The organism is Carnobacterium sp. 17-4 (assembly GCF_000195575.1).
Taxonomy (GTDB): Bacteria; Bacillota; Bacilli; order Lactobacillales; family Carnobacteriaceae; genus Carnobacterium_B.
The window spans coordinates 827,168-849,218 of the sequence record NC_015391.1 but is presented as its reverse complement, the minus strand read 5'-3'; the positions used below and the strand labels follow the sequence as shown (position 1 = coordinate 849,218).

At 34.1% G+C, this 22,051-nt stretch carries 21 protein-coding genes; 3 read left to right on the top strand and 18 right to left on the bottom strand.

Annotated elements, in window-relative coordinates; all coding sequences use genetic code 11:
• Nucleotides 1-168 precede the first annotated feature (168 nt).
• The 3 genes from CAR_RS04125 to CAR_RS04115 all read left to right on the top strand — a co-directional run bounded on the left by CAR_RS04125 (nt 169) and on the right by CAR_RS04115 (nt 2,543).
• Nucleotides 169-873 (top strand): 5-bromo-4-chloroindolyl phosphate hydrolysis family protein, encoded by a 705-nt coding sequence (locus CAR_RS04125; RefSeq protein ID WP_052303132.1) that lies wholly within the window; start codon nt 169-171, stop codon nt 871-873.
• A gap of 19 nt (nt 874-892) precedes the next feature.
• Complete coding sequence (locus tag CAR_RS04120; protein WP_013710454.1) at nt 893-2,113, top strand: toxic anion resistance protein; 1,221 nt, start codon at nt 893-895, stop codon at nt 2,111-2,113.
• 178 nt (nt 2,114-2,291) lie between these two features.
• Nucleotides 2,292-2,543: a GlsB/YeaQ/YmgE family stress response membrane protein gene (locus tag CAR_RS04115; RefSeq protein WP_013710453.1), complete on the top strand. Its 252-nt coding sequence runs from the start codon at nt 2,292-2,294 to the stop codon at nt 2,541-2,543.
• 280 nt (nt 2,544-2,823) lie between these two features.
• On the opposite strand, the gene CAR_RS04110 is transcribed toward CAR_RS04115, so the two are convergent.
• The 18 genes from CAR_RS04110 to mraY all read right to left on the bottom strand — a co-directional run bounded on the left by CAR_RS04110 (nt 2,824) and on the right by mraY (nt 22,048).
• Nucleotides 2,824-4,590 carry an ABC transporter ATP-binding protein gene (locus CAR_RS04110; RefSeq protein ID WP_443101010.1) on the bottom strand — a complete coding sequence of 589 codons (1,767 nt, stop codon included), beginning with the start codon at nt 4,588-4,590 and terminating at the stop codon, nt 2,824-2,826.
• 28 nt (nt 4,591-4,618) lie between these two features.
• On the bottom strand, nt 4,619-6,397 hold the full coding sequence (locus CAR_RS04105; protein ID WP_041556166.1) for an ABC transporter ATP-binding protein: 1,779 nt from the start codon (nt 6,395-6,397) through the stop codon (nt 4,619-4,621).
• Between the two features lie 31 nt (nt 6,398-6,428).
• Nucleotides 6,429-6,851, bottom strand: a complete 423-nt coding sequence (locus tag CAR_RS04100; RefSeq protein WP_052303156.1) for a MarR family winged helix-turn-helix transcriptional regulator — start codon at nt 6,849-6,851, stop codon at nt 6,429-6,431.
• 223 nt (nt 6,852-7,074) lie between these two features.
• Nucleotides 7,075-7,275: a cold-shock protein CspD gene (gene cspD / locus CAR_RS04095; protein WP_013710449.1), complete on the bottom strand. Its 201-nt coding sequence runs from the start codon at nt 7,273-7,275 to the stop codon at nt 7,075-7,077.
• A 163-nt stretch (nt 7,276-7,438) separates the two neighbouring features.
• Entirely contained in the window at nt 7,439-8,419 is a 981-nt protein-coding gene (gene dapF / locus CAR_RS04090) for a diaminopimelate epimerase (RefSeq protein ID WP_013710448.1), read from the bottom strand.
• A 124-nt stretch (nt 8,420-8,543) separates the two neighbouring features.
• Nucleotides 8,544-11,333 (bottom strand): isoleucine--tRNA ligase, encoded by a 2,790-nt coding sequence (gene ileS, locus CAR_RS04085; protein WP_013710447.1) that lies wholly within the window; start codon nt 11,331-11,333, stop codon nt 8,544-8,546.
• A gap of 348 nt (nt 11,334-11,681) precedes the next feature.
• On the bottom strand, nt 11,682-12,320 hold the full coding sequence (locus CAR_RS04080; protein ID WP_013710446.1) for a DivIVA domain-containing protein: 639 nt from the start codon (nt 12,318-12,320) through the stop codon (nt 11,682-11,684).
• A 131-nt stretch (nt 12,321-12,451) separates the two neighbouring features.
• On the bottom strand, nt 12,452-13,234 hold the full coding sequence (locus CAR_RS04075) for a YlmH family RNA-binding protein (RefSeq protein WP_013710445.1): 783 nt from the start codon (nt 13,232-13,234) through the stop codon (nt 12,452-12,454).
• A gap of 19 nt (nt 13,235-13,253) precedes the next feature.
• Nucleotides 13,254-13,541 carry a YggT family protein gene (locus CAR_RS04070; RefSeq protein WP_202945000.1) on the bottom strand — a complete coding sequence of 96 codons (288 nt, stop codon included), beginning with the start codon at nt 13,539-13,541 and terminating at the stop codon, nt 13,254-13,256.
• 21 nt (nt 13,542-13,562) lie between these two features.
• Nucleotides 13,563-14,048 carry a cell division protein SepF gene (locus CAR_RS04065; RefSeq protein WP_041556164.1) on the bottom strand — a complete coding sequence of 162 codons (486 nt, stop codon included), beginning with the start codon at nt 14,046-14,048 and terminating at the stop codon, nt 13,563-13,565.
• Nucleotides 14,049-14,097: 49 nt separating this feature from the next.
• Nucleotides 14,098-14,772: a YggS family pyridoxal phosphate-dependent enzyme gene (locus tag CAR_RS04060; RefSeq protein WP_013710442.1), complete on the bottom strand. Its 675-nt coding sequence runs from the start codon at nt 14,770-14,772 to the stop codon at nt 14,098-14,100.
• A gap of 2 nt (nt 14,773-14,774) precedes the next feature.
• A complete protein-coding gene (gene ftsZ / locus CAR_RS04055) occupies nt 14,775-16,034 on the bottom strand; it encodes a cell division protein FtsZ (RefSeq protein ID WP_013710441.1) in 1,260 nt (419 codons plus the stop codon).
• 36 nt (nt 16,035-16,070) lie between these two features.
• Nucleotides 16,071-17,402: a cell division protein FtsA gene (ftsA, locus tag CAR_RS04050; RefSeq protein WP_041556163.1), complete on the bottom strand. Its 1,332-nt coding sequence runs from the start codon at nt 17,400-17,402 to the stop codon at nt 16,071-16,073.
• A 137-nt stretch (nt 17,403-17,539) separates the two neighbouring features.
• Nucleotides 17,540-18,253, bottom strand: a complete 714-nt coding sequence (locus CAR_RS04045) for a cell division protein FtsQ/DivIB (RefSeq protein ID WP_013710439.1) — start codon at nt 18,251-18,253, stop codon at nt 17,540-17,542.
• On the bottom strand, nt 18,207-18,482 hold the full coding sequence (locus CAR_RS13305; protein WP_041556162.1) for a hypothetical protein: 276 nt from the start codon (nt 18,480-18,482) through the stop codon (nt 18,207-18,209). The genes CAR_RS04045 and CAR_RS13305 overlap by 47 nt, the downstream gene beginning before the upstream one ends.
• Before the next feature lie 23 nt (nt 18,483-18,505).
• Entirely contained in the window at nt 18,506-19,609 is a 1,104-nt protein-coding gene (murG, locus tag CAR_RS04035) for an undecaprenyldiphospho-muramoylpentapeptide beta-N-acetylglucosaminyltransferase (RefSeq protein WP_013710438.1), read from the bottom strand.
• 20 nt (nt 19,610-19,629) lie between these two features.
• A complete protein-coding gene (gene murD / locus CAR_RS04030) occupies nt 19,630-21,015 on the bottom strand; it encodes a UDP-N-acetylmuramoyl-L-alanine--D-glutamate ligase (protein ID WP_041556161.1) in 1,386 nt (461 codons plus the stop codon).
• Nucleotides 21,016-21,082: 67 nt separating this feature from the next.
• Nucleotides 21,083-22,048: a phospho-N-acetylmuramoyl-pentapeptide-transferase gene (gene mraY, locus CAR_RS04025; protein ID WP_013710436.1), complete on the bottom strand. Its 966-nt coding sequence runs from the start codon at nt 22,046-22,048 to the stop codon at nt 21,083-21,085.
• Between the last annotated feature and the right edge of the window lie 3 nt (nt 22,049-22,051).

Genomic DNA, 22,051 nt, shown 5'->3' with positions numbered 1-22,051 from the left:
ACTTTTCTAAAAGAATTATATGCTATCTACACTCTGCTCCACCTCATTAGTTGTAGCAAGAAATCATTCTTAGGTCTGATAGGAGATTTACTCCTGTTTATGCTAAAATAAGAATAAGAAAATAAAACTTAAAAACAATTCAAAAAATAAATTATTGGAGTGAAAAATATGAAAAAAAATATCAAAAATTTAGGTGACATTTTCTATTACACCTTGACAAGTTTATCTACCATTTTAATTTTCGTTATTGTTTACTTTCTGTTTGGTTTTGATTTATTCTTGTCCTTAATCATCAGTATGGCTATTGGAGCGTTCTTTATTTATAAGCAATCCGTCAATGAGGATTCTAAGTCTTCAAAAAAGCTAAATCGTTTATCCCCTGAAAAGGAAGCTTTTTATAAATCTAAAGGAATGTCTAAAGAAGAAATTCAATTTTTTAGAGAAACCATGCATACAGCCAAACTAAAATTATTAACCTTAGAAAAAAATCTCCACAGTGTCTCAAAACTGGAAGCAATTGAACAGCGCAACAATACGATCCAATTATCTAAAGCTTTATTTAAAGGTATCACTGAAGAACCCAATCGTTTACATGAAGTCGATAAATTTTTATATGTCCACCTCCCTTCTTTAACCGATTTAACAGATAAATATCTGGAAATTAGTCAACATGAAGTGAAAAATAAATCAACTTTTGATATTCTTGACGAAAGTGCCTCTACAATAGATGAAATGTGTCAATTAATCGCTGAAGATTATGTTCTGTTTAAATCTGATGATTTTGAAGATATGGCCATAGAGGTAGAGCTTGCAAAGAAAGCAATTGAACGCGATAATGGTCATACACAATCAATAGAATCAGAAGAATTATAATCTTTAAGGAGATGGTAAGATGGATAAAGAAAACGAAACACTAAAACAATCTTCTACGGTTAAAGAAGTCGACTCTGAATTAGAAAGTTTATTAGCTAATCCTTTTGGAGATGTCTCTGAAAACGCACCTGTTTTACAGAAACAAGAACAAATTGAAAAAGAAATGGTCCAGACAGAACAAGTGCCGCGCTTAATTGACAGTTTGCCAAAAGAACGTCAAGAACAAGCTCGGTCATTAGCTGAACAAATTGATGTCACCAATGCTCAATCTGTTATGATGTATGGTTCTGCTGCTCAACAAAAACTTGGAGAGTTTTCTCATTCTATGTTAAACCATGTTCAAAACCAAGATACTGGTGACATTGGCGATACATTAAATGATTTAATGTATCGCTTGAATGAGGCTAATCCAGAAGATTTGCGTGCTGAAGACAGCAATATGTTTAAAAAAATCTTTGGCCGTGTAAAAAAATCAATTTATGAAATGACTGCAAAATATCAAAAAATCGGTGCACAAATTGATAAAATTTCTGTGAAATTGGATAAAGAAAAAGCTGGTTTATTAAACGATAATTTAATGTTAGAACAGCTTTATAATAAGAACAAAGATTATTTTGATGCCTTAAACATTTACATTGCTGCTGGAGAAGTAAAAATTGACGACTTGCTTAATAATCTTATTCCAGAAGCTGTAAAAAAAGCAGAAACGAGTACAAATCAAATGGACGTACAAACGGTAAATGATTTAAATCAGTTTTTAGACCGTTTAGAAAAAAGAACCCATGACTTGAAACTTGCGCGTCAAATGACTATTCAGCAAGCCCCTCAGATTCGCTTGATTCAAAATACGAATCAAGCCTTAGCTGAAAAGATCCAATCTTCTATTAATATGGCCATTCCTCTTTGGAAAAACCAAATTGCGATTGCTCTTACTTTGCTTCGTCAAAAAGATGCTGTCACTGCTCAACGACAAGTATCCGAAACAACAAATGATTTAATGAAAAAGAATTCTGAAATGTTGAAAATTTCATCTATTGAAACAGCCAAAGAAAACGAACGCGGCATCATCGATATTGAGACTTTGCAAAAAACTCAAAATGATTTAATTGAAACTCTACAAGAAACGTTGCAAATTCAACAAGATGGACGAATCAAACGAAAAGAAGCAGAACGGGAATTATCCGTTATGGAAACCTCTTTACGTGATAAATTATTGGAACTTACAACTGATAAAAATTAACTAATTGCATTTAGATAGTCAATTGATAGCCTTCGATTGATAGCCTTCGATTGATTGTCTTAATGCTTTTTTTTGTATATCAAATACTACGAAGAGCATATCATTTGATATGTGACCAAAGTGTGACTATACTTATAAGAGTAATAAAGAATAACATTTTTTGAAGGAGGAAAAGAACATGATGGGATTTATTTGGTCATTAATTGTAGGTGGAATTTTAGGAGCTATCGCGGGTATGATAGTTGGTAAAGATGTACCAGGCGGTATTATTGGAAACATCATTGTTGGTTTTATCGGATCATGGATCGGTAGTTCATTATTAAGCAACTTCGGACCTGTCATTGGCGGTTTCGCGATTATTCCAGCATTAATCGGAGCTATTATTTTAATTTTTATCTTCTCACTTATTGTTGGAAGACGCAAAGGTTAAGAAAATCAAATAAAAAGCAGTTCAAGAAAGCAATTTCTTGGACTGCTTTTTTTTGTTCAGTATTCGAAGATAACAGACTCAATTAACGTGGAATAACTCCGTTTTAAGGAGCTCTATAGAAAAAGGGCAACTAAGTACTGATATGCATTTAAAGACCTTAAATCACGCTAAATTTGATAGATAGACTCCTGATTTTATTTTTGTTAAACATAAAAAAAGGTATGAATGAATTTCTTCATTCACACCCTGTGGGTATAGCTATTTTTTTAGACTTATCTGTTTACTCTTCTTCTTGATCAAATTGACTATTGTAAAGATCTGCATAAAATCCATTTTGCTGCAATAAAACATCATGGTTTCCACTTTCTACTACATCTCCATCTTTCATCACAATAATCAAATCTGCATTTTTAATAGTTGATAGACGATGTGCAATAACGAAAGAAGTTCTTCCATGCATTAAGCTATCCATTGCTTTTTGAATGATCAGTTCAGTACGTGTATCAACAGAACTTGTTGCTTCATCCAAAATCAATAATGGTGCATCTGCGACCATTGCACGAGCAATCGTCATTAATTGTTTTTGTCCAGCAGATAAACTTGTTGTATCATCTAAAATCGTATCGTAGCCGTGTGGCAATGTCTGAATGAAATGATGTACTCCAACTGCCTTACAAGCATTGACTACTTCTTCATCTTTTACACCTTTTTTACTGTAGACAATATTTTCTCTAACCGTTCCTTCAAATAACCAAGTATCTTGTAATACCATACAGAATTGTTCGTGTAACGCTCCTCTAGTAACACTGGAAATCGGTGTTCCATCAATGTAGATTTCTCCACTATTCACTTCATAGAAGCGCATTAACAAGTTTACTAATGTCGTCTTACCTGCCCCCGTTGGACCTACGATTGCAATTTTTTGTCCAGCTTTAGCCTCTAGAGAGAAATCATTAATGATTAGTCTATCAGGATTGTACCCAAATTTCACATGGTCGAATGTAACATTTCCTTTAACAGTACCTAATGAAGTTGGTTTTCCAGTTTCGACTTCTAACTCTTCTTCTTCTAAGAAATTAAAGACACGTTCACTAGCTGCAGCTGCTGATTGCAAACTAGTAAAAGCTTGTGCAATCTGTGAAAGAGGTTGCGTAAAGAAACGAATATACATCATAAAGGCAACAATCACACCAAAAGTGATTTGATCATTAAACGCTAAATAAGCTCCGACTACACAGACCACTACATATCCAAAGTTCCCAATAAAGTTCATTAACGGCATCATTAGACCTGAAATGTATTGAGACTTCCAAGCACTATCAAATAATGTATCATTGATTTGATTAAATTCTTCAATCGCTGACTCTTCACCATTAAATGCTTTTACAATATTGTGACCTGTATATATTTCTTCAACATGACCGTTTAATTCACCTAAACTTTTCTGTTGTTGACTGAAATATTTTTGTGACCTTTTAATAATTGTGATCATTAAACCAAAACCGATAACGGTTGATAGGATGGCAGAGAAAGCCATCGGAACATTTGTATAAAACATCATAATCAATGAACCGATAAATAAACTAATAGAGGTTACCAACTGACCTAAACTTTGGTTTAAAGTTTGACCAATTGTATCAACATCATTTGTTACACGGCTCAAAATGTCTCCATGGTTGTTGCTATCAAAATAACGTAATGGTAAACGATTAATTTTTGTTGAAATATCTGTACGCAATTTTTTTGTAACGGTTTGAGTTACAGTAGCCATAATAAATCCTTGGAAATAAGATAAAATTGCACCAAGAATATACAACGTAACTAAAAATAATCCAATACTTTTTATTTTTTCTAAATCTATAGCACCTGTAATACCTGCAGTGATAATATCTGTAATTTCACTAAGACGATCAGGACCTATTAAATTAAATACTGTACCGAAAATAGCAAATACAAATGCTACTATAATGTACATCATATAAGGTTTACAATATTTTGCTAACTTACCAATAGACTCTTTAAAATTATCAGGTTTCTTACCTACCATTGGCCCACTCATTGGTCCATTTTTTTGTTTACTCATCTGCTAATTCCTCCTTAGAAAGTTGAGAATAAGCGATGTCTTGATAGACTTCACACGTTTGCATCAATTCTTGATGTGTACCAATTCCAACAATTTTTCCTTCATCTAAAACAATAATTTTGTCTGCATCACGAATGGTACCTATACGTTGAGCAACAATTAATTTTGTTGTATCTTTTAATTCTTTGTTTAACGCTGCACGTAATACACGATCTGTTTTGTAGTCTAAAGCTGAAAATGAGTCATCAAAAACCAAAATCTCTGGTTTCCGTGAGATCGCACGTGAAATCGCTAAACGCTGACGTTGACCTCCTGATACGTTGCTTCCTGATTGAGCGATTGAGGCATCATATCCATCTTCCATTTTCTCAACAAAGTCACTACTTTGAGCTATTTCAATAGCTTTTTTCATGTCGGCTTCAGTTACTTCTTGACCAGCATCTCCGTAACTCACATTTGAACGAACCGTACCACTAAATAAGAACGCTTTTTGTGGAACAAATCCAACTAGAGAATGCAGATATTTTTGTGTATACTCTTTGATATCATGGCCGTTAATTTTAATTTGGCCTCCTGTTACATCAAAGAAACGAGGGATCAAATTAACTAACGTACTTTTCCCACTACCGGTAGAACCAATAAAGGCAACTGTTTCACCTTTGTTTGCCGTAAAGGAGATATTTTCCAATATAGCTTCAGAAGCATCTGGATACTGAAAAGATACATTATCAAATACTACCGTACCTTTTTGATCTTGAGCAGACTGTGTCAATGTTCCATCCTTAATGGTTTCTTTTGTATTTAAAACTTCTAAAATACGTCCAGCTGATACTGCAGCACGAGGAACGATAATAAATACAATTGTTAACATCATAAATGAAATGACAACTTGAATAGCATAAGAAGAAAACACAACCATATCACTGAATATATCAACACGGCCTAAAACACTTGCTTGACTAACGAGTTGAACATCATTGATTAAGTAAGCACCGATCCAGTAAATAGATAAACTTAATCCACTCATAATCAATGTCATCCCAGGTCCCATAATCGCCATGATTCTATTGATAAATAAGTTTGTATTCATTAGTTTGTGATTTGCTGTTTCAAATTTTTCTTCTTCAAAATTTTCTGCATTGTATGCACGAATAACGCGTAACCCAGTTAGATTTTCACGTGTAACTCGGTTAAGGTTATCTGTTAATTTTTGGATCACTTTAAACTTCGGTAAAGCGAATATTACTACAACACTTATGATAAGGAGCAATACAACTACAGCACCCGCTGTTGAAAGTGTCCACTCCCAAGATTTATCAACTATTTTTGAAATGGCCCATATAGACATAATAGGAGCTTTAATTAACACTTGCATACCAAGTGACATTGCCATTTGAATTTGCGTTACATCATTTGAAGAACGGGTAATCAAACTTGCAGTAGAAAAATGATTCATTTCTTCCATTGAAAATCCTTCAACTTTTGTAAATACTTCTGATCTTATCGTACGTGAAAGACCAGCTGCTACTTTTGAAACAAAGAACACTGTTACAAAAGATGCTACTAAGCTACCTAGAGCACATAGCATCATATAGCCACCATTTTCAAATATGTCTTGCATTTTTGAACCTGGAATTTGAATAAGTTGAGTAATTTTAGACATATATTCTGGTAATTCTAAATCCAAATAGACTTGAATAACTATAAAGATAACGCTAAATAAAATCATTATCCATTCTTTTCGTTTTAAATATTTTAGTATTTTTAGCATAGCCGTTCTCCTTCGTTTCTTTAACTGAGTCTTACTCTATATCTTTCAACATATTTTGTTGCATCTTATGAATTGTTTTGAAAAACTGTTCAAGCTCTTCCTCAGTTAATCCTTCGATTAATAAATTTTCAATTCTTTGGTATTCTCTTGTTACTTCTTCAACCAAACTCTGACCTTTTTCTGATAATTGTAATTTTTTCACTCGTGCATCTTTCTCAATGGAAATCCGCTTAATTAATCCTTTATCTTCCATACTCTTCAACATTTTTGAAGTAGTAGAACGACGCATTGAAAACTTTTTTTCAATGTCCTTTTGAAATACATCTTCACTTTTAGAATTATTTAAAAAACCAATAATCATTCCATGCATCTTAGTAATATGATTTTTATCGTCTTCTATTTTAAAAGATTCAACATTTCTGTGTATGAAATTTACTAGTTTACGTAATTCCATTCCAATTGCTTTTTCATTATTTTCCTCATCAAAAAAAATTTTTTTCCACCTCACTCTTTTGGATAACTTGCTTAAAATTTATAGATAATATAGTTAGCACGCTAACTATATTATCTTATTACTAACTTAAAGTCAATTGAAAAGTCTAGTTTAATATCTTTCTACAAAAAAAAGTACCAACAGATTAAAAAATCTGTTGGTACTTCGATTAATTGAATTAAAATTAAAGTTTTACAACGTTTGCAGCTTGTGCTCCACGGTTTCCTTCAACGATCTCAAATTCAACTGCTTGTCCTTCTTCTAATGATTTGAAGCCATCACCTGTAATTGCACTAAAGTGTACAAATACGTCTTCTCCGCCTTCAACCTCAATAAAACCAAAACCTTTTTCTGCATTAAACCATTTTACTGTTCCTTTTTCCATAATTCACTGTACCTCCGATTAGTCATTTTGCAATTGATTTTCTTTTGTGACTTATTATCTTTCAAAAAAATAAAATCGATTACAAAATCATTATAACTCGGGTTTTTTATTTTTGCAAGGGTTTACTTTGCTTTAACAGCAACATTTTCATCTTGATGTCTTTTTAATCAATTGTAATTTGCTTTAAAAAATTATGGTAATTTTCATTTTCATCAAGAGCTACTTGTGTATGATTACCTAGATTATGAGTTAAAATATCTTCTAATGAGATAGAAACTTTATTTAGATACGTTGCATTTCCAATTAAATCCATCCAGTAAGTTCCATCTTCATCTTTATGAACAACCGTTTGAACCATTCCCCCAGGATTAGTCACTTGAATTTTTTCTTCAAGTTGGCCATTTTTTAACAACACATACATCAAACTACTCGCTGCCATTGCGGTACCGCAAGCATTCGTAAAGCCTACTCCTCTTTCAAAAGTACGGACAAATAGTGATTGTTTATCCAATACTTCTACAAAGCTAACATTTACTCCGTCAGGAAAATAAGGGTTTTTTCCATTTAAATAGGTTGCAAGGTCCTCAAATTGTGAGCTGTATAATGTTTCATGATCAACAAAACTGATCAAATGAGGATTTGGCACTGCAACTGCAGAAAAACGCAAATTAGTAGCTAATTCTGATAATTCTTGATCAATAAATTTTTCTGATTCCCAATTAAATGGCAAATTTTCTACATTAAAAGATACTGGAGAAATTTCAACTTGAAAAGTTTGAATATCTTTTCCTAACTCTTCTGCTTTTTTTACGTGAAGATCAGCATGCATTGTTTCAACAACAAACTCATTTTTTTTATTTTTTTCAGAAAGATAACGCGCAACCGTTCTTAATCCATTGCCACACATACTGGCTTCACTACCATCATAATTGATTACTCTCATGCTTCCGTCTGTTTCTTTGTGATTAGTTGTTCCTATTAAAAGAACACCATCAGCGCCCTTTAGAAGACCTTTATTGCGATCTGTAATGATTTGAGTCAGAGATACAAGTTCATCTTGTGTCAATGTTCTTTCGAGCAATGTTTCATCTAAAATAAAAAATTCATTTTCTGATCCATGAACTTTAATTAAGTCTACTTGCATAATGAATGTACCTCCTCTTTTTCCTTAACATATTTTACCATTTCATTTACAGATTACAATAAAAAATATGAAGTATCAAAAGAAGAGGCTGGGAAAAATCCCAGCCTCTTCTTTATATGAATGCTTATTCTTCTTCAGTTTCAGGTACTAAAGCTTCTGGAAAATGTTCTTCAACAATTGCTGCGCAACGAGCACAAAGAGTTGGTGCATTTTCATTAGAACCTACATCTTCTTTGATAGCGCGACATCTTTCGCAAGTTTCTCCATGAGCGTGTTCTACTACAACGGCTACAGATTCTGAATGAACCGCATTACTAGGTGCATCTTCAATCGATTCTGCTATTTCTAAATTAGAAACAATTAATAATTGTGCTAAATTACTATTTAACGAAACAAACAAATCTTTTGTTTGTTCTGTAGGGTAAAGAGTTACTTTTGCTTCAAAAGATTTTCCAATGATTTTTTCATTACGTGCTTCTTCAAGAGCTTTTTGAACCACATCGCGAATATCCATGAAAGCATTCCACATGTCTAATAGTTCAGCTTCATTTTCATAGCGATCGATAGCTGGCATATCCGTTAATTGAACGAATTCATCGGTTTCGCTTAAGAATGACCAAATTTCTTCAGCAGTATGTGGAAGAATTGGTGTTAATAGTTTTGTAATTTTTACTAGTACTTCATAGAACACTGTTTGCATAGCACGACGTTCATAAGCATCCTCAGCTTCAATATAGACAACATCTTTAGCGAAATCTAAATAGAATTGAGATAAGTCAACTGTACAGAAGTTATTAATTAATTGATAGATAGAAGAAAATTCATATCTATCATAATGCCCTTCTGCTTTTTCTACCAATTGATTCAAACGAATCATTAGGTATTTGTCAACAGATCTTAAATCATGAAAATCTACTTTATTTGCTGAAGGATCGTAGTCAGTTGTATTAGCTAATAAGAAACGCATAGTATTACGAATTTTACGGTAAACTTCAGAAACTTGTTTTAGAATTTCATCACTCACACGCACATCTGCTTGTGTATCTACACTTGAAACCCATAGACGCACAATGTCAGCTCCCATTTGTTTGATAACTTTGCTTGGTGCAATAGTATTACCAAGAGATTTGCTCATTTTGCGACCATCCCCATCTAAAACCATTCCTTGAGAAAGAACTGTTTTATAAGGTGCTACTCCATTGATGGCTACACTGGTCGTGATGCTTGAATTAAACCAACCACGGTATTGATCTGAACCTTCAAGATACATATCAGCTGGGAAAGTTAAATTTTCTCTAGCTCTTAGTACGGCTTCATGAGATGAACCAGAATCAAACCATACATCCATGATGTCTGTTTCTTTTGTAAATTGATTATTTGGACTTGAGGGATGAGTGAATCCTTCTGGTAATAACTCCTTAGCTTCGCGTTCAAACCAAATATTTGAACCAAACTCTCCAAATAAAGCCGCTACGTGTTCAATTGTTTCCGGTGTTATAATAGATTCGCCATTTTCACCATAGAAGATTGGTAAAGGAACTCCCCAAGCACGTTGACGTGAAATAACCCAATCACCACGATCACGGACCATATTGTACAAACGTTGCATACCCCATTTTTGAACCCATTCAACGCCTTCAACAGCTTCTAGAATGTCTCCACGGAATTGATCAATAGAAGCAAACCATTGAGGTGTTGCACGGAAAATAACAGGTTTCTTAGTTCTCCAGTCATGTGGGTAACTATGAGTAAAGAAGTTTAGCTTCAATAGTGCTCCTTCTTTTTCTAACCACTCAGTAATGACTTTATTTCCATCATTATAAAAAATACCTTCTAAACCTGGTGCTTCATCTGTAAAACAACCTTTATCATCAACTGGTGATAAAACACTTAATTTATATTTTTGTCCTACAATAAAGTCATCATCCCCGTGACCTGGAGCTGTATGGACAAGTCCGGTACCCGCTTCAAGAGTTACATGGTCACCTAGAATCAAAAGAGAAGTACGGTCATACATTGGGTGTTGAGCCGTCATGAATTCCAAGTCTTTACCTTTTAATTCTTTAATCGTTTCAACTTGATTCCAACCAATTTCTTCTGTGACAGCATCAATCAAGTCTTTAGCTAAAACATATTTCTTTCCGTCTGCAACTACAACAGAATAGTCATATTCTGGATGGACAGTAATGGCAAGATTTGAAGGAATAGTCCATGGTGTCGTTGTCCAAATAACAAAAGAAGTATCTTCATCAATCAGACCTTTTCCATCAACAACTTTAAAACCTACATAAATACTTGCTGATTTAACGTCTTTGTATTCAATTTCAGCTTCTGCGAGTGCAGATTCACTAGATGGAGACCAATAAATGGGTTTTAAACCTTTATAGATATAACCCTTTTCGGCCATTTTACCAAACACACGAATTTGTGCTTCTTCGTATTCTTTCGTTAATGTTACGTATGGATGATCCCATTCTCCCGCTACACCTAAACGTTTAAAATCTTCTTTTTGTTTGTTTACTTGTTCCCAAGCATATTCTTCACATAATTTACGGAATTCTGCAAGGCTCATTTCTTTACGTTTAACACCCTTGTTTGTTAAGGCTTGTTCAATTGGCAGACCATGAGTGTCCCAACCTGGCACGTAAGGAGATCTGAATCCAGACATTGATTTGTAACGTACAATGATATCTTTGCTGATTTTATTTAAGGCATGTCCAATATGGATGTTTCCATTTGCATACGGTGGCCCATCATGTAAAACGAAAGTTGGCTTGCCTTCATTGATTTTTTGTCTTTGTCCATAAATATCTAATTCTTCCCAGTTTTTTTGCCATTCTAGCTCACGAACTGGTAAATTTCCACGCATGGGAAATTTTGTTTTTCCTAATTGTAATGTTTCTTTCATTTTCATTAAGATCTACCCCTCATTTGTTATAATTTATCTCTTTAGTTCCAAAACGACATGCTCATCATACAACTGAGATTTGTCAATTGCAACTATTCTTATCAATAAAAAAAAGACTTCATCCCTAGAGGGACGAAATCTTCGTGGTACCACCCAAATTTAGAAGAAAAAATTTGTAGCCTTTTTTCTTCTCTTAAGTAATTGTATAACGTCAATTAACCGGTTAATTTTACTCAAGTTCAAATTAACACTCATGGAGGATCTGACAACTAGAAGGGACTGTTAGGCTTTCACTATCTCTAACTCGCTTACTTTAGTGTTCTAGTGCTTTTCTGTTCCATTCACTGATTTTACTTATTTAGGCAATTCAATAGCTGGCAAAGTGCCTTCTAATGAAGGTTGTTCTTGCATGTCGTTATTTTCTATTTCGTTTGTACTAACTACTGTTAGCTGCTCAGAATTATTCTCTTCAATTGTCTCATCGTTCGATTCAACATCAGAACTCACAACTTCTTCTGGTTGATTAACACTTGCTAAAATTTCTTTTAATGTAGGAATATTGAGTGTTTCTTCTTCAGCAGGTCTTAACAAATCATCCCATTCTGAATTCTTAACCATTTCTAGTTGAGATTCTATCATAATCTGCAGACGTTGTTTAAAGACTCTACTTTGTTTTTTCAACTCATCTGTTTCAGTAGTAATTTTTCTAGCTTTAGAAACTGCTTCATCCAACAACCGATCTGCATTTTTTTCAGCTTCTAAACGAATAATATTTGCTTCTTTAGCTGCATTTTCTTTTAATCGATCTGCTGCATCTTGAGCAACAATAATTGATTTATTTAACGCATCATGAAGATTGTTAAAATGTCCTACTTGTTCTTCAGAGAATTGTAAGTTCTTTTCTAATTCACGCTTTTCTTTTAAAACCATTTCGTAGTCCTTAATGATTTGATCTAAATAATCATTTACTTGATCTTGATCGTAGCCTCGCATCTTGACAGGGAACTCTTTGTTATGTATATCTAAGGGAGTCAACACCATATAAGACACCTCCATTTTTTTAATTTTTACGTGCTTTAGTACTAAATTATCATAAACTAACCCACAAGTAAATGAGTTAACAGTTATTTATATAAGACACCTAACTGCAAACGCCACTTATCTTTTTTAGTTTTGCCTTCAATTTCTTGAACTTGTAATCTTCCATATCCTCGAACTGAAACAATATCTAACAACCCTATTTCAAAATCTGGTCGAGTTGATTCAACCCAATTCAACTTCACTTTTCCTGATTCAATCATCTGTTTGGCACGCTGTCTAGAAATCTTAAACACGCTGGAAACCAACGTATCCAAACGCATGGATGAAACTGTTTGACTTTCAATCGTCCAATTATCTATAGGAACTAAAATATCGGTATAGTCTCTTTCTTCCATACGGACTGCAACTTTCCCAATACTGATAACTTGCTGTTCCACATAACTTTTTGTTGTATTTTCAACAAATACTTGCCAACGTGTACCATCTGAAATGATATCTCCAAAATAGTCTCTTTTTAGCCCAGTTGACAGCAGAGTACCTAACACTTTTCCATGTGATAATGATGCAAATTTTATAGGGTAACGGATTTCACAAATCGTTATTCCAAAATCATCCTGCTTTGGAGTGAAATATGAAGGGCAGATGAATGCTCTCACCCTCTCTGCTGCTTCATATCCTCCAAAAGAATGAATTGTAATCTCGCTATTTTTCCCAACAATTGTTTTTACGATATGCAATTGACGGGGATCTAAAAAATTTGTCAAATAAGGAGTATATTGGTCTTCAACATTTCTTATCCACCCAATAACTGTATCAATAAAGGATTGCTCTTCTTTTCTAAAATGTTGATAGACATTTTCAATCATAAGAAAATTCCTCCTTCAATTAATACAAAATCCTCATAATCAGCTGAAAGAGTGAAAATAATCCACTTTTAGCTAAATTTAAAACAATCAAAGCTACAATTCCTGAAAAACTAATCATTCCAATTGGTGGAATAAACCGTCTAAAGAAATTTAAATACGGTTCACAAATAGATGCTAATATGCGCCCAAATTTTGATTGATAAGCTCCAGGAAACCAAGACATTAAGATATATACGATAATCAGAGTAGAGTAGATATCTAAGGCTCTAGAAAGTACCGTGTAAAGTAATGATATAAAATAAGCCACTATTGATTTTTCCTCTTTTCTTTAATAAAAATCTTTTTCTTGCATAACATCTGATAATGCACCATCAATTTCAACATTCTTAGGTGTACACAAGAAAATTTCTTCACCAATGCGTTGAATATCTCCGCTTATAGCGTAGATTGTTCCAGTTAAAAAATCAACGATTCTTTTAGCTTGATCTTCTTCAATACGAGTGAAATTTAAAATGACAGATTGGTTGCTAAGCAGTAAATCTGCAATCTCTTGAACTTCAGAATAAACTCTAGGCTCAAATACAACAATTTTAGATTGGTAATGATTTTCTGGATTTTTCATTGAAACAACTTTATTCGTTGTTGCTGGTTCACGGCGTGTATTGAAAGCTCGTTGATTTTTCAATTCTCGCTTAGCTTCACTTTTTCCTGCTTTTGATGATCCGTTTTCTTGACTGTCAGCCACAGTTTCTAATTCGAATTCTTCTTCATCACTTAAACCAAAAAATTGAGATAAATTATTTAACATACTCATTTAAAGTCCTCCTTTTTAAATCAATTTCCTTCTTTATTGAAATTGATTCTTATTCAAAAAAAGACGTTCCGATTCGAATAAAAGTTGCTCCTTCTTCAGCAGCAATAGTATAATCTTTGCTCATTCCCATACTAAGTTCTGTACATGGTGCATGAGAGAAGCTTTTTTCCTGAATGGTCTGTTGTAAGCCTCTCAAATGAGCAAAAGCCGTACGAACAACTGTCTCCTCAGCATTTAAAGGCGCCATAGTCATTAAACCAACTACTTTTATCTTTGAATACTTTGAAAGATTACTGATAAATTCGTCAAGCTCATCCGGGCTTACTCCACTCTTGGAAACTTCACCTGTCACATTTACTTGAACAAAACAAGAAATTCTTTTTTGCGCTCGTTTTTCAATTTCTTCAGCTAACGCCAAACGATCCAGAGCATGAAAGTAATCAATTTTATTGATTACTTTCTTTACTTTTCTTGTTTGCAGATTTCCAATATAATGCCAGACCAATTGAAGATCATTTAGTTCTTCCAGTTTTGCTTCCAAACCTTCGGGACGATTTTCTGCCAGATGCGTATAGCCTTCTTCAATTACAGCAATAGCCTGTTCACTAGAGACGCTTTTAGTCACTGCAATAACTTGTACACTAGAACGTTCTCGATTGACTTTTTTTAATGACAAACCTAACTTACGTTCAATTTCTTGACAATTTTCTTTAACAGAACTCATTTTTATTTACGGCGTCTTCTAAAGAATGGAGGTGTATCAAGATTGTCTTCTTCTTGACGACTCTCTTGTTCTTGCTTTTCTTCTCGTTTAAAAATGTCAAAGTCAGGTTTTTCATTTTGTTGATTTAACTCATTCGATTGAGAATTAGCTCTTTGATCACGCAAACTAGGTTCGCGACGAATGTCCCAATCGCCAAAAGGATCCTTTGTTTGATCAGATTGTACAGCTGATGTTTCAGGCACAATTCTTTGAGTAGAACTGTTTCGATTTCTTTCACTTGTTTGTGGTTTTACTTCTCTTGCTTTAGTTGTATCGATACCTGTTGCAATAACTGTTACGATAACATCATCACCTAAGTTTTCGTTAATAGAGGTACCAAATATAATGTTTACTTCTGTAGTTGAAGCTGCAGAAACGATATCTGAGGCATCTTGTGCTTCAAATAATGTTAAGTCAGATCCACCTGTAATATTTAATAATACAGACTCTGCGCCATCAATTGAAACTTCTAACAATGGAGATGAAATAGCTTTTTTAGTAGCTTCGACTGTACGATTTTCACCGCTCGCCATACCAATACCCATTAATGCTGATCCTTGATTTTCCATAACTGTTTTTACATCAGCAAAGTCTAAGTTTACATATCCAGGTGCTGTGATTAAATCTGAAATTCCTTGTACACCTTGGCGTAGAACATTATCGGCTTCGTGGAAGGCTTCAAGCATTGGTGTTTTTTTATCAACAATTTCTAACAAACGGTTATTTGAAATGATGACAAGAGTATCCACGTGTTCTTTCATTTGCGCTACACCTTCAGCAGCAAAACGTCCACGTTTAGGTCCTTCAAAAGTAAAGGGTCTAGTGATTACTCCAACTGTTAAAGCACCTTGTTCTTTAGCAATACGAGCTACGATAGGTGCGGCACCAGTACCCGTTCCGCCACCCATACCAGCAGTTACGAAAATCATATCGGCTCCACGTAATGATTCAGCAATTTGTTCTTCACTTTCTTCTGCTGCTTTACGACCAATTTCAGGGTTTGCTCCTGCTCCTAAACCACGTGTTAATTTTGGCCCAAGTTGGATTTTCACTTCGGCATTTGAACCTGCTAAAGCTTGTAAATCAGTATTCGCTACGATAAATTCTACACCTTGCACATTTTCATCAATCATTCGGTTAACAGCATTATTTCCAGCTCCACCAACACCAATTACTTTAATTATCGCTCCATTAGCTGGATTTGTGTCAAATTCTAAGTCCATTCCATTTCCTCCTACTACAATCTGAATGTATTCTATTTAATCAAAGAAATTTGAGATAAAGCTTTTTGCCTTATTGCTCCACTTGTCTTCTTTTTTCTTTTCTTTCTTAATGGGTTTTACTTTTTCATATTCTAAAGAATTATTCTCATCATTTTCTGAAAAGGTTTCTGGTTTAGCATTGTAAGAAGAATCTTCTTTTCTGGTAACTCCTAATTGATATTCTTTCATAATTTGATGAATATCATCTAAGTTAGCTTCATATTGGATCAAGCCTATACCAGTAGTAAATGCTGGATAACGCAGACCCATTTGATGAGGAATATAGAGTTTTACTGGAATTTCAAAAAGATCTTCAGCTAGCTCTACTGCACCAGGTAAGGCTGCAGCTCCGCCCGTTAAAATCATTCCACCAGGTAAATCTCTTGCTCCTACCTTGTCTAATTCAGATTTCACTTTTTCAAAAATCTGAACCATCCGAGCTTCAATGATTTCTGACAGATAACGCTCATCAATTTTTACCGGCTGGCTTTTGCCAATCACTTCTACTGGAAAAGTTTCTTCTTGAGAAGTTTCTTCTGGCAAAGCATATCCATAATCGCGTTTTATTCTTTCAGCACTTTCAATGGTTGTGTTTAAAACAACAGATATATCTTTGGTTACGTAATCTCCACCCTCTTGATCTACATAAGTGTATTTCAACTGATGATCATGCATAACTGAAGCCGTAGTTTGTCCGCCTCCCAGATCAAGTAATATCGTGCCAAAATCTCTTTCCCCACTAGACATAGCCACACTACTTGCTGCCAAAGGTTGTAAGACGATATTTTGAATTTGTAAACCGGCTTTTTCCACACAACGTTTTGTGTTATGTATGATGGTTTTTGGTCCAGTTAACATAATAGCATGCATTTCCAAGCGAACACCAATCATTCCCCTCGGATCTTTGATGCCATCAAATCCGTCAACAATAAATTCTTCAGGTAAGATAGTTAATATTTCTCTTTCTGGAGGAACCGATTTTACCATTGCAGCAGCTAAAACATTTTGTACATCTGCTTCAGTAATTTCTCTGTTTTCTCCGGATACTGCTATCATTCCATGACACGCTTCTATTTCAACAGACGTACTTGGAATGCCTACAATAACATTATAAATATTTACATTTGCTTTTTGCTCTGCTTGTTTAATAGCTTTACTAATCGATTGTACCGTTTTATCAATATCTACGATAATTCCACGGTTTAAGCCTTCAGATTTTTCATTTCCTACTCCAATAATATTCATTTGACCGTTTATATATTCAGCTACAACTACTTTTATTGAAGTGGTTCCAATATCTAGACTTACATACATTTCAGTATTCCCCAATTCATTGAAACCTCCTATATCATTATTTTATGTTAAAACCTATAGTTATTACCAATTTTAACATAAGCGTTACCAATTTACGAAGTATTTCAGTATTTTTTTCTGTTTAAGCAAAAAACATTTTTATTCTTTTTATCCTATTGTGCTTCTTCTTCTGGATCGAGTTCAACACCGTTTTCATCATTAGTAGCATTTGACTCTTTTGGCTCTTCATTTTTATCCTCACTATATTTAAATGGAGAAAAATAAGCGCCAACTTCAATATTTATTGTTCCTTTTTGATCGCCCACTTTTTTTACTATATCAGGATAGTAAATCATTTTTTCAGCAAAAGAAGGTATAGAAGCAATTACTTCATTCCCATCATTCATGTACAGTTTGATCAGGTAATCATCAACCTCGCTAGGCGTATATTCAACTTCTGAAATACTATTTTGGATATTTTCATTTAATGATTGGTACTGGGCAATCATTTCTTTTAAAGCCTTATTTTCTTCAAATTGTTTAAAAATTGGTGGATTTCCAATAGATACTTTTCTACTTTCATTTACAATTTTCCCATTTTCAAGAATATTGTAGTATTTATTGTCTTCAACTAAATAAGCAACTGTTTCATACTCTTCGATTTCAAGAGTGTAGTCATTTAAACCATCCAAAACAACATCCATGGATTTTACCTGGGGCAATTCAGATACAACTTTTTCAGAAATTTCTTTTCTATCAAAGAATGTTTTCCAAAGACTGTTCCCAGACTTAATATGACTTTCATCAATTATTTCTTGATCTGCAACTTCTTTTGCACCACTAACAGAAACGATATCTACTTTGCTTAAGGGACTTATAAAATACACAACTATCAAAATTGCAAATGAAAATAATAAAATAAGCGTAATTAATCGTGTAATCAGTTTTTTTTGACGCTTGTTTTTTTAATTTTGGCAATGTATGCTCTACTGATTTTGTTTTTTGAAATACAGATTTCTTATCGCTGTCAGGCGTTTTTTCCTTATATTCTCCTTTTTTCAAGGAAGAAAGATGCAGGTTAGTTACAGCTTTTTTCTTTTTATTCTGTTTTCTCATGCACCTGTCCTCCTTTATAAAAGTTATTTTTTTACAATTTCATTTATTAATTCAATTATTCTATCTGAAGCATCTGGCATACCCATTTTTTTTGCATTTTTTGCCATTTCTTGACGCATATTTGTGTTCAACATCAATTCATCCAATGTTTGGACCAATTTTTCACCTGTTAATTCTGATTCGTTGATTAATTTTGCAGCGTTTTTATTTACTAAACTTTCTGCATTTTTTGTTTGGTGATCATTTGTAACATATGGACTAGGAATCAATACACTTGGCAACCCAAGTGCTGTAAGTTCTGCCAACGTTGTAGCTCCACTTCTTGAAACAACTAATGAAACTGTCGAGAAAACTTCTGGCATATTTGGAATGTAAGATACTACAGAAACATTAAACTTCTCATTTTTGATTTTTGTTAACTGACTTTGAATCGTTTCAAAATGAATATCTCCTGTAGCCATCAATACTTGATAATTTTTATTCGCTAACAAAGGCAATGCTTCAACAAAAGCATCATTAATTCTTTTTGCTCCTCTACTGCCACCAAAAATCAATACAGTCGGTTTCTCAGAGTCTAAATTGTATTCTTCTAAAGCTGCTTTTTTTTGCACATTACTCACTTCTTGTGCTCTTGGGTTACCAGTAAAACAAACTTTTTTAGGATATTTAGAAAAATCATTTCGTACTTCTTCAAAACAAATAGCAATTTTGGTTACATAACGTGCAAGAAACTTATTCGTTATACCTGCAACGCTATTTTGTTCATGTATAATGCTAGGAACACCTAATTTTGATGCTGCATATACAATCGGTGCGCATACATACCCACCAGTCCCAATAACAATATCAGGCTGGAATTTCTTAACGATTTGTTTAGCTTGATTAATACTACTGATAAACATTCGTATAGTTTTAAATGTATCAAGAGACAATGAGCGTTTAAATCCTTTTATTTCTACAGAAGCAAAAGGTATCCCATACTCTTTTACAATTCTATTTTCCAATCCTTTTTCAGTTCCGACATACAAAAATTCTGCAGTTGGATTTAGTTCTTGTATACGACGCATAAGTGCGAGTGCTGGATAGACATGTCCTCCAGTACCTCCACCAGATAATAAAATTTTCATCGGCTGCTAGACCAAAAGGCCTATTCCTCCTCTTCTGTTGCTTCTTCTATTAATTGTTCAACGGAATGAATAAAGGCATCGCCACGAACTTCAAAACTTCGGTACTGGTCCCAACTGGCACAAGCAGGCGATAATAAAATGACATCATTTGGCTCACTTAGCTCATAAGCAACTGGCACAGCCGCTTCAACATTTTGAACAGATATAATGGTTGGAATTCCAGCTTCAGTGCCCGTTTCACTTAACTTCATTGCCGTTTCTCCAAAAACAATTAAAGCTTTTACTTTTTTATTCATTACTGGAATTAATTCATCAAAATTGTTCCCTCGATCTAAACCACCGGCTAGTAAAATAATGGGAACGTCAAAACCTTTTAATGCATTTTCTGTTGCTAACGTATTCGTGGCTTTTGAATCATTGTAAAAACGACGTTCATTCCACTCTCTTACAAATTGAGTACGGTGTTTGACACCAGTAAACTGTTCTAAACTAGTTCGGATTACGCCGTTTTCTTGATTCAATAACTTAGCAACTGCAATAGCTGCCATTGCATTTTCAACATTATGATCACCAGGAATTAAAATGGTTTCTTTAGCCATTACGGGCTCTCCTTGATAATAGATCACATCGTCTTGCAAATACACTCCTGTTTCTAAGATTTCTTTTCTTGAAAAAGGCACAATAGTGGCTTTACTTTGTTGAGACAGTTCTCTTAATTCAGGTTGATCCCAGTTCACAATTAAATAATCTTCTTCAGTTTGGTTCTTTGTAATACTCATCTTAGCTGCCACATACTCTTCTCTTGTTCCATGGTAGTCTAAATGAGCTGAATAAATATTTGTTATAACCGCAATATGCGGTCTTAGTTCAGTGATTCCCATTAATTGAAAACTTGATAACTCCATTATGATTTCATCATCGCTTGTTGCTTTTTGGGCTACAAGGCTTGCAGGAGTCCCGATATTTCCAGCCACATAAGCATGACCCTTAGAACGTTCTGCATTTAACAACTCTGCTATCATAGTTGTAGTAGTTGTTTTTCCATTTGTACCTGTAATACCAATGATCATACTTTCAGCTACTTCATAAGCTAACTCGACTTCTGTGATAACTGGTATCCCTTTTTCAACAGCTTTCATGATGATAGGATTGTTATACATAATACCTGGATTTTTCACGACCCATTCAAAATCTTCGTCTAATAGCTCAACGGGATGTCCTCCAGTAACTACTCGTATACCAGATTCTAATAATTCTTGAGCCTGAGGATTTTCATCAAAATTTTTATAATCATTAACGGTAACTAGCGCGCCTAAAGAATGAAGTAATTTAGCGGCATTTACTCCGCTTAAAGCGAGCCCTAAAACCAATACTTTTTTATGTTCATAGCGTTTTATTTTTTTCATAGTTAAACCTCTTTTTCTTAAAAACAAGGATTTTTTTCTATTCAAGCAGTTAAATCTACTGTAAGTATTATAGAATAATTATTAGACATGCTACTGCAGCTAATAATCCGATAGACCAAAAAGTAAGTACAACACGCCATTCACTCCAACCACTCATTTCAAAATGGTGATGAATAGGACTCATTTTAAATACTCGTTTACCTCTTAATTTAAATGAGGTAACTTGGATCATGACACTCGCAGTTTCCATAACGAAAACAAGACCGATTAAAAGAAGTGACCATTCTTGATGCAATAGAATTGAAATGGCTGCTAAACCACCACCTAAAGCTAATGAACCAACATCTCCCATAAATATTTTAGCTGGTTTTTTATTAAAAAAGAAAAAGCCAATCAATCCGCCGATTACAGTCAAACAAACGATTAAAATATCAAATTGTTGTTGATTCCAAGCGATAATAGCATATGCACCATAAGCAATACTGGCTGTTCCGGCAACTAGCCCGTCTAAACCATCTGTTAAATTAACAGCATTTGAAAAACCAACTAACCAAAAGATAATAAATAGTCCATAAAACCAACCAATATCAACCGTACCTACGAAAGGGAAAGCCAATTCTGTTGGAATATTTTTATAAAGGGAAACACCAAAGAAAAGTACTCCGCCGAGTATTTGTCCTATTAATTTTTGCTTAGAAGTCAAACCAAGATTTCTTTTTTTAAACACCTTAATGAAGTCATCCAAGAATCCCAATAAACCATAAAGAATTAGGATGAAAAGAGTTAACACAATGCCTATTGAAAAGACATTTTGCCATATAGAAACCCAAATAGTTGAAATAATTGCAGCTACTAGAAAGACAATTCCTCCCATAGTTGGAGTTCCTGTCTTCACTTCGTGCCACTTTGGTCCTTCATCTCTAGTCGTTTGGCCTAATTGTTTTGTTCTAAAAAAACCAATCACGATTGGCATCGCCATAATAGTTAAGGCAAATCCACTCACAACTGCGATTAACATTTCTGTCCATTGCATTAT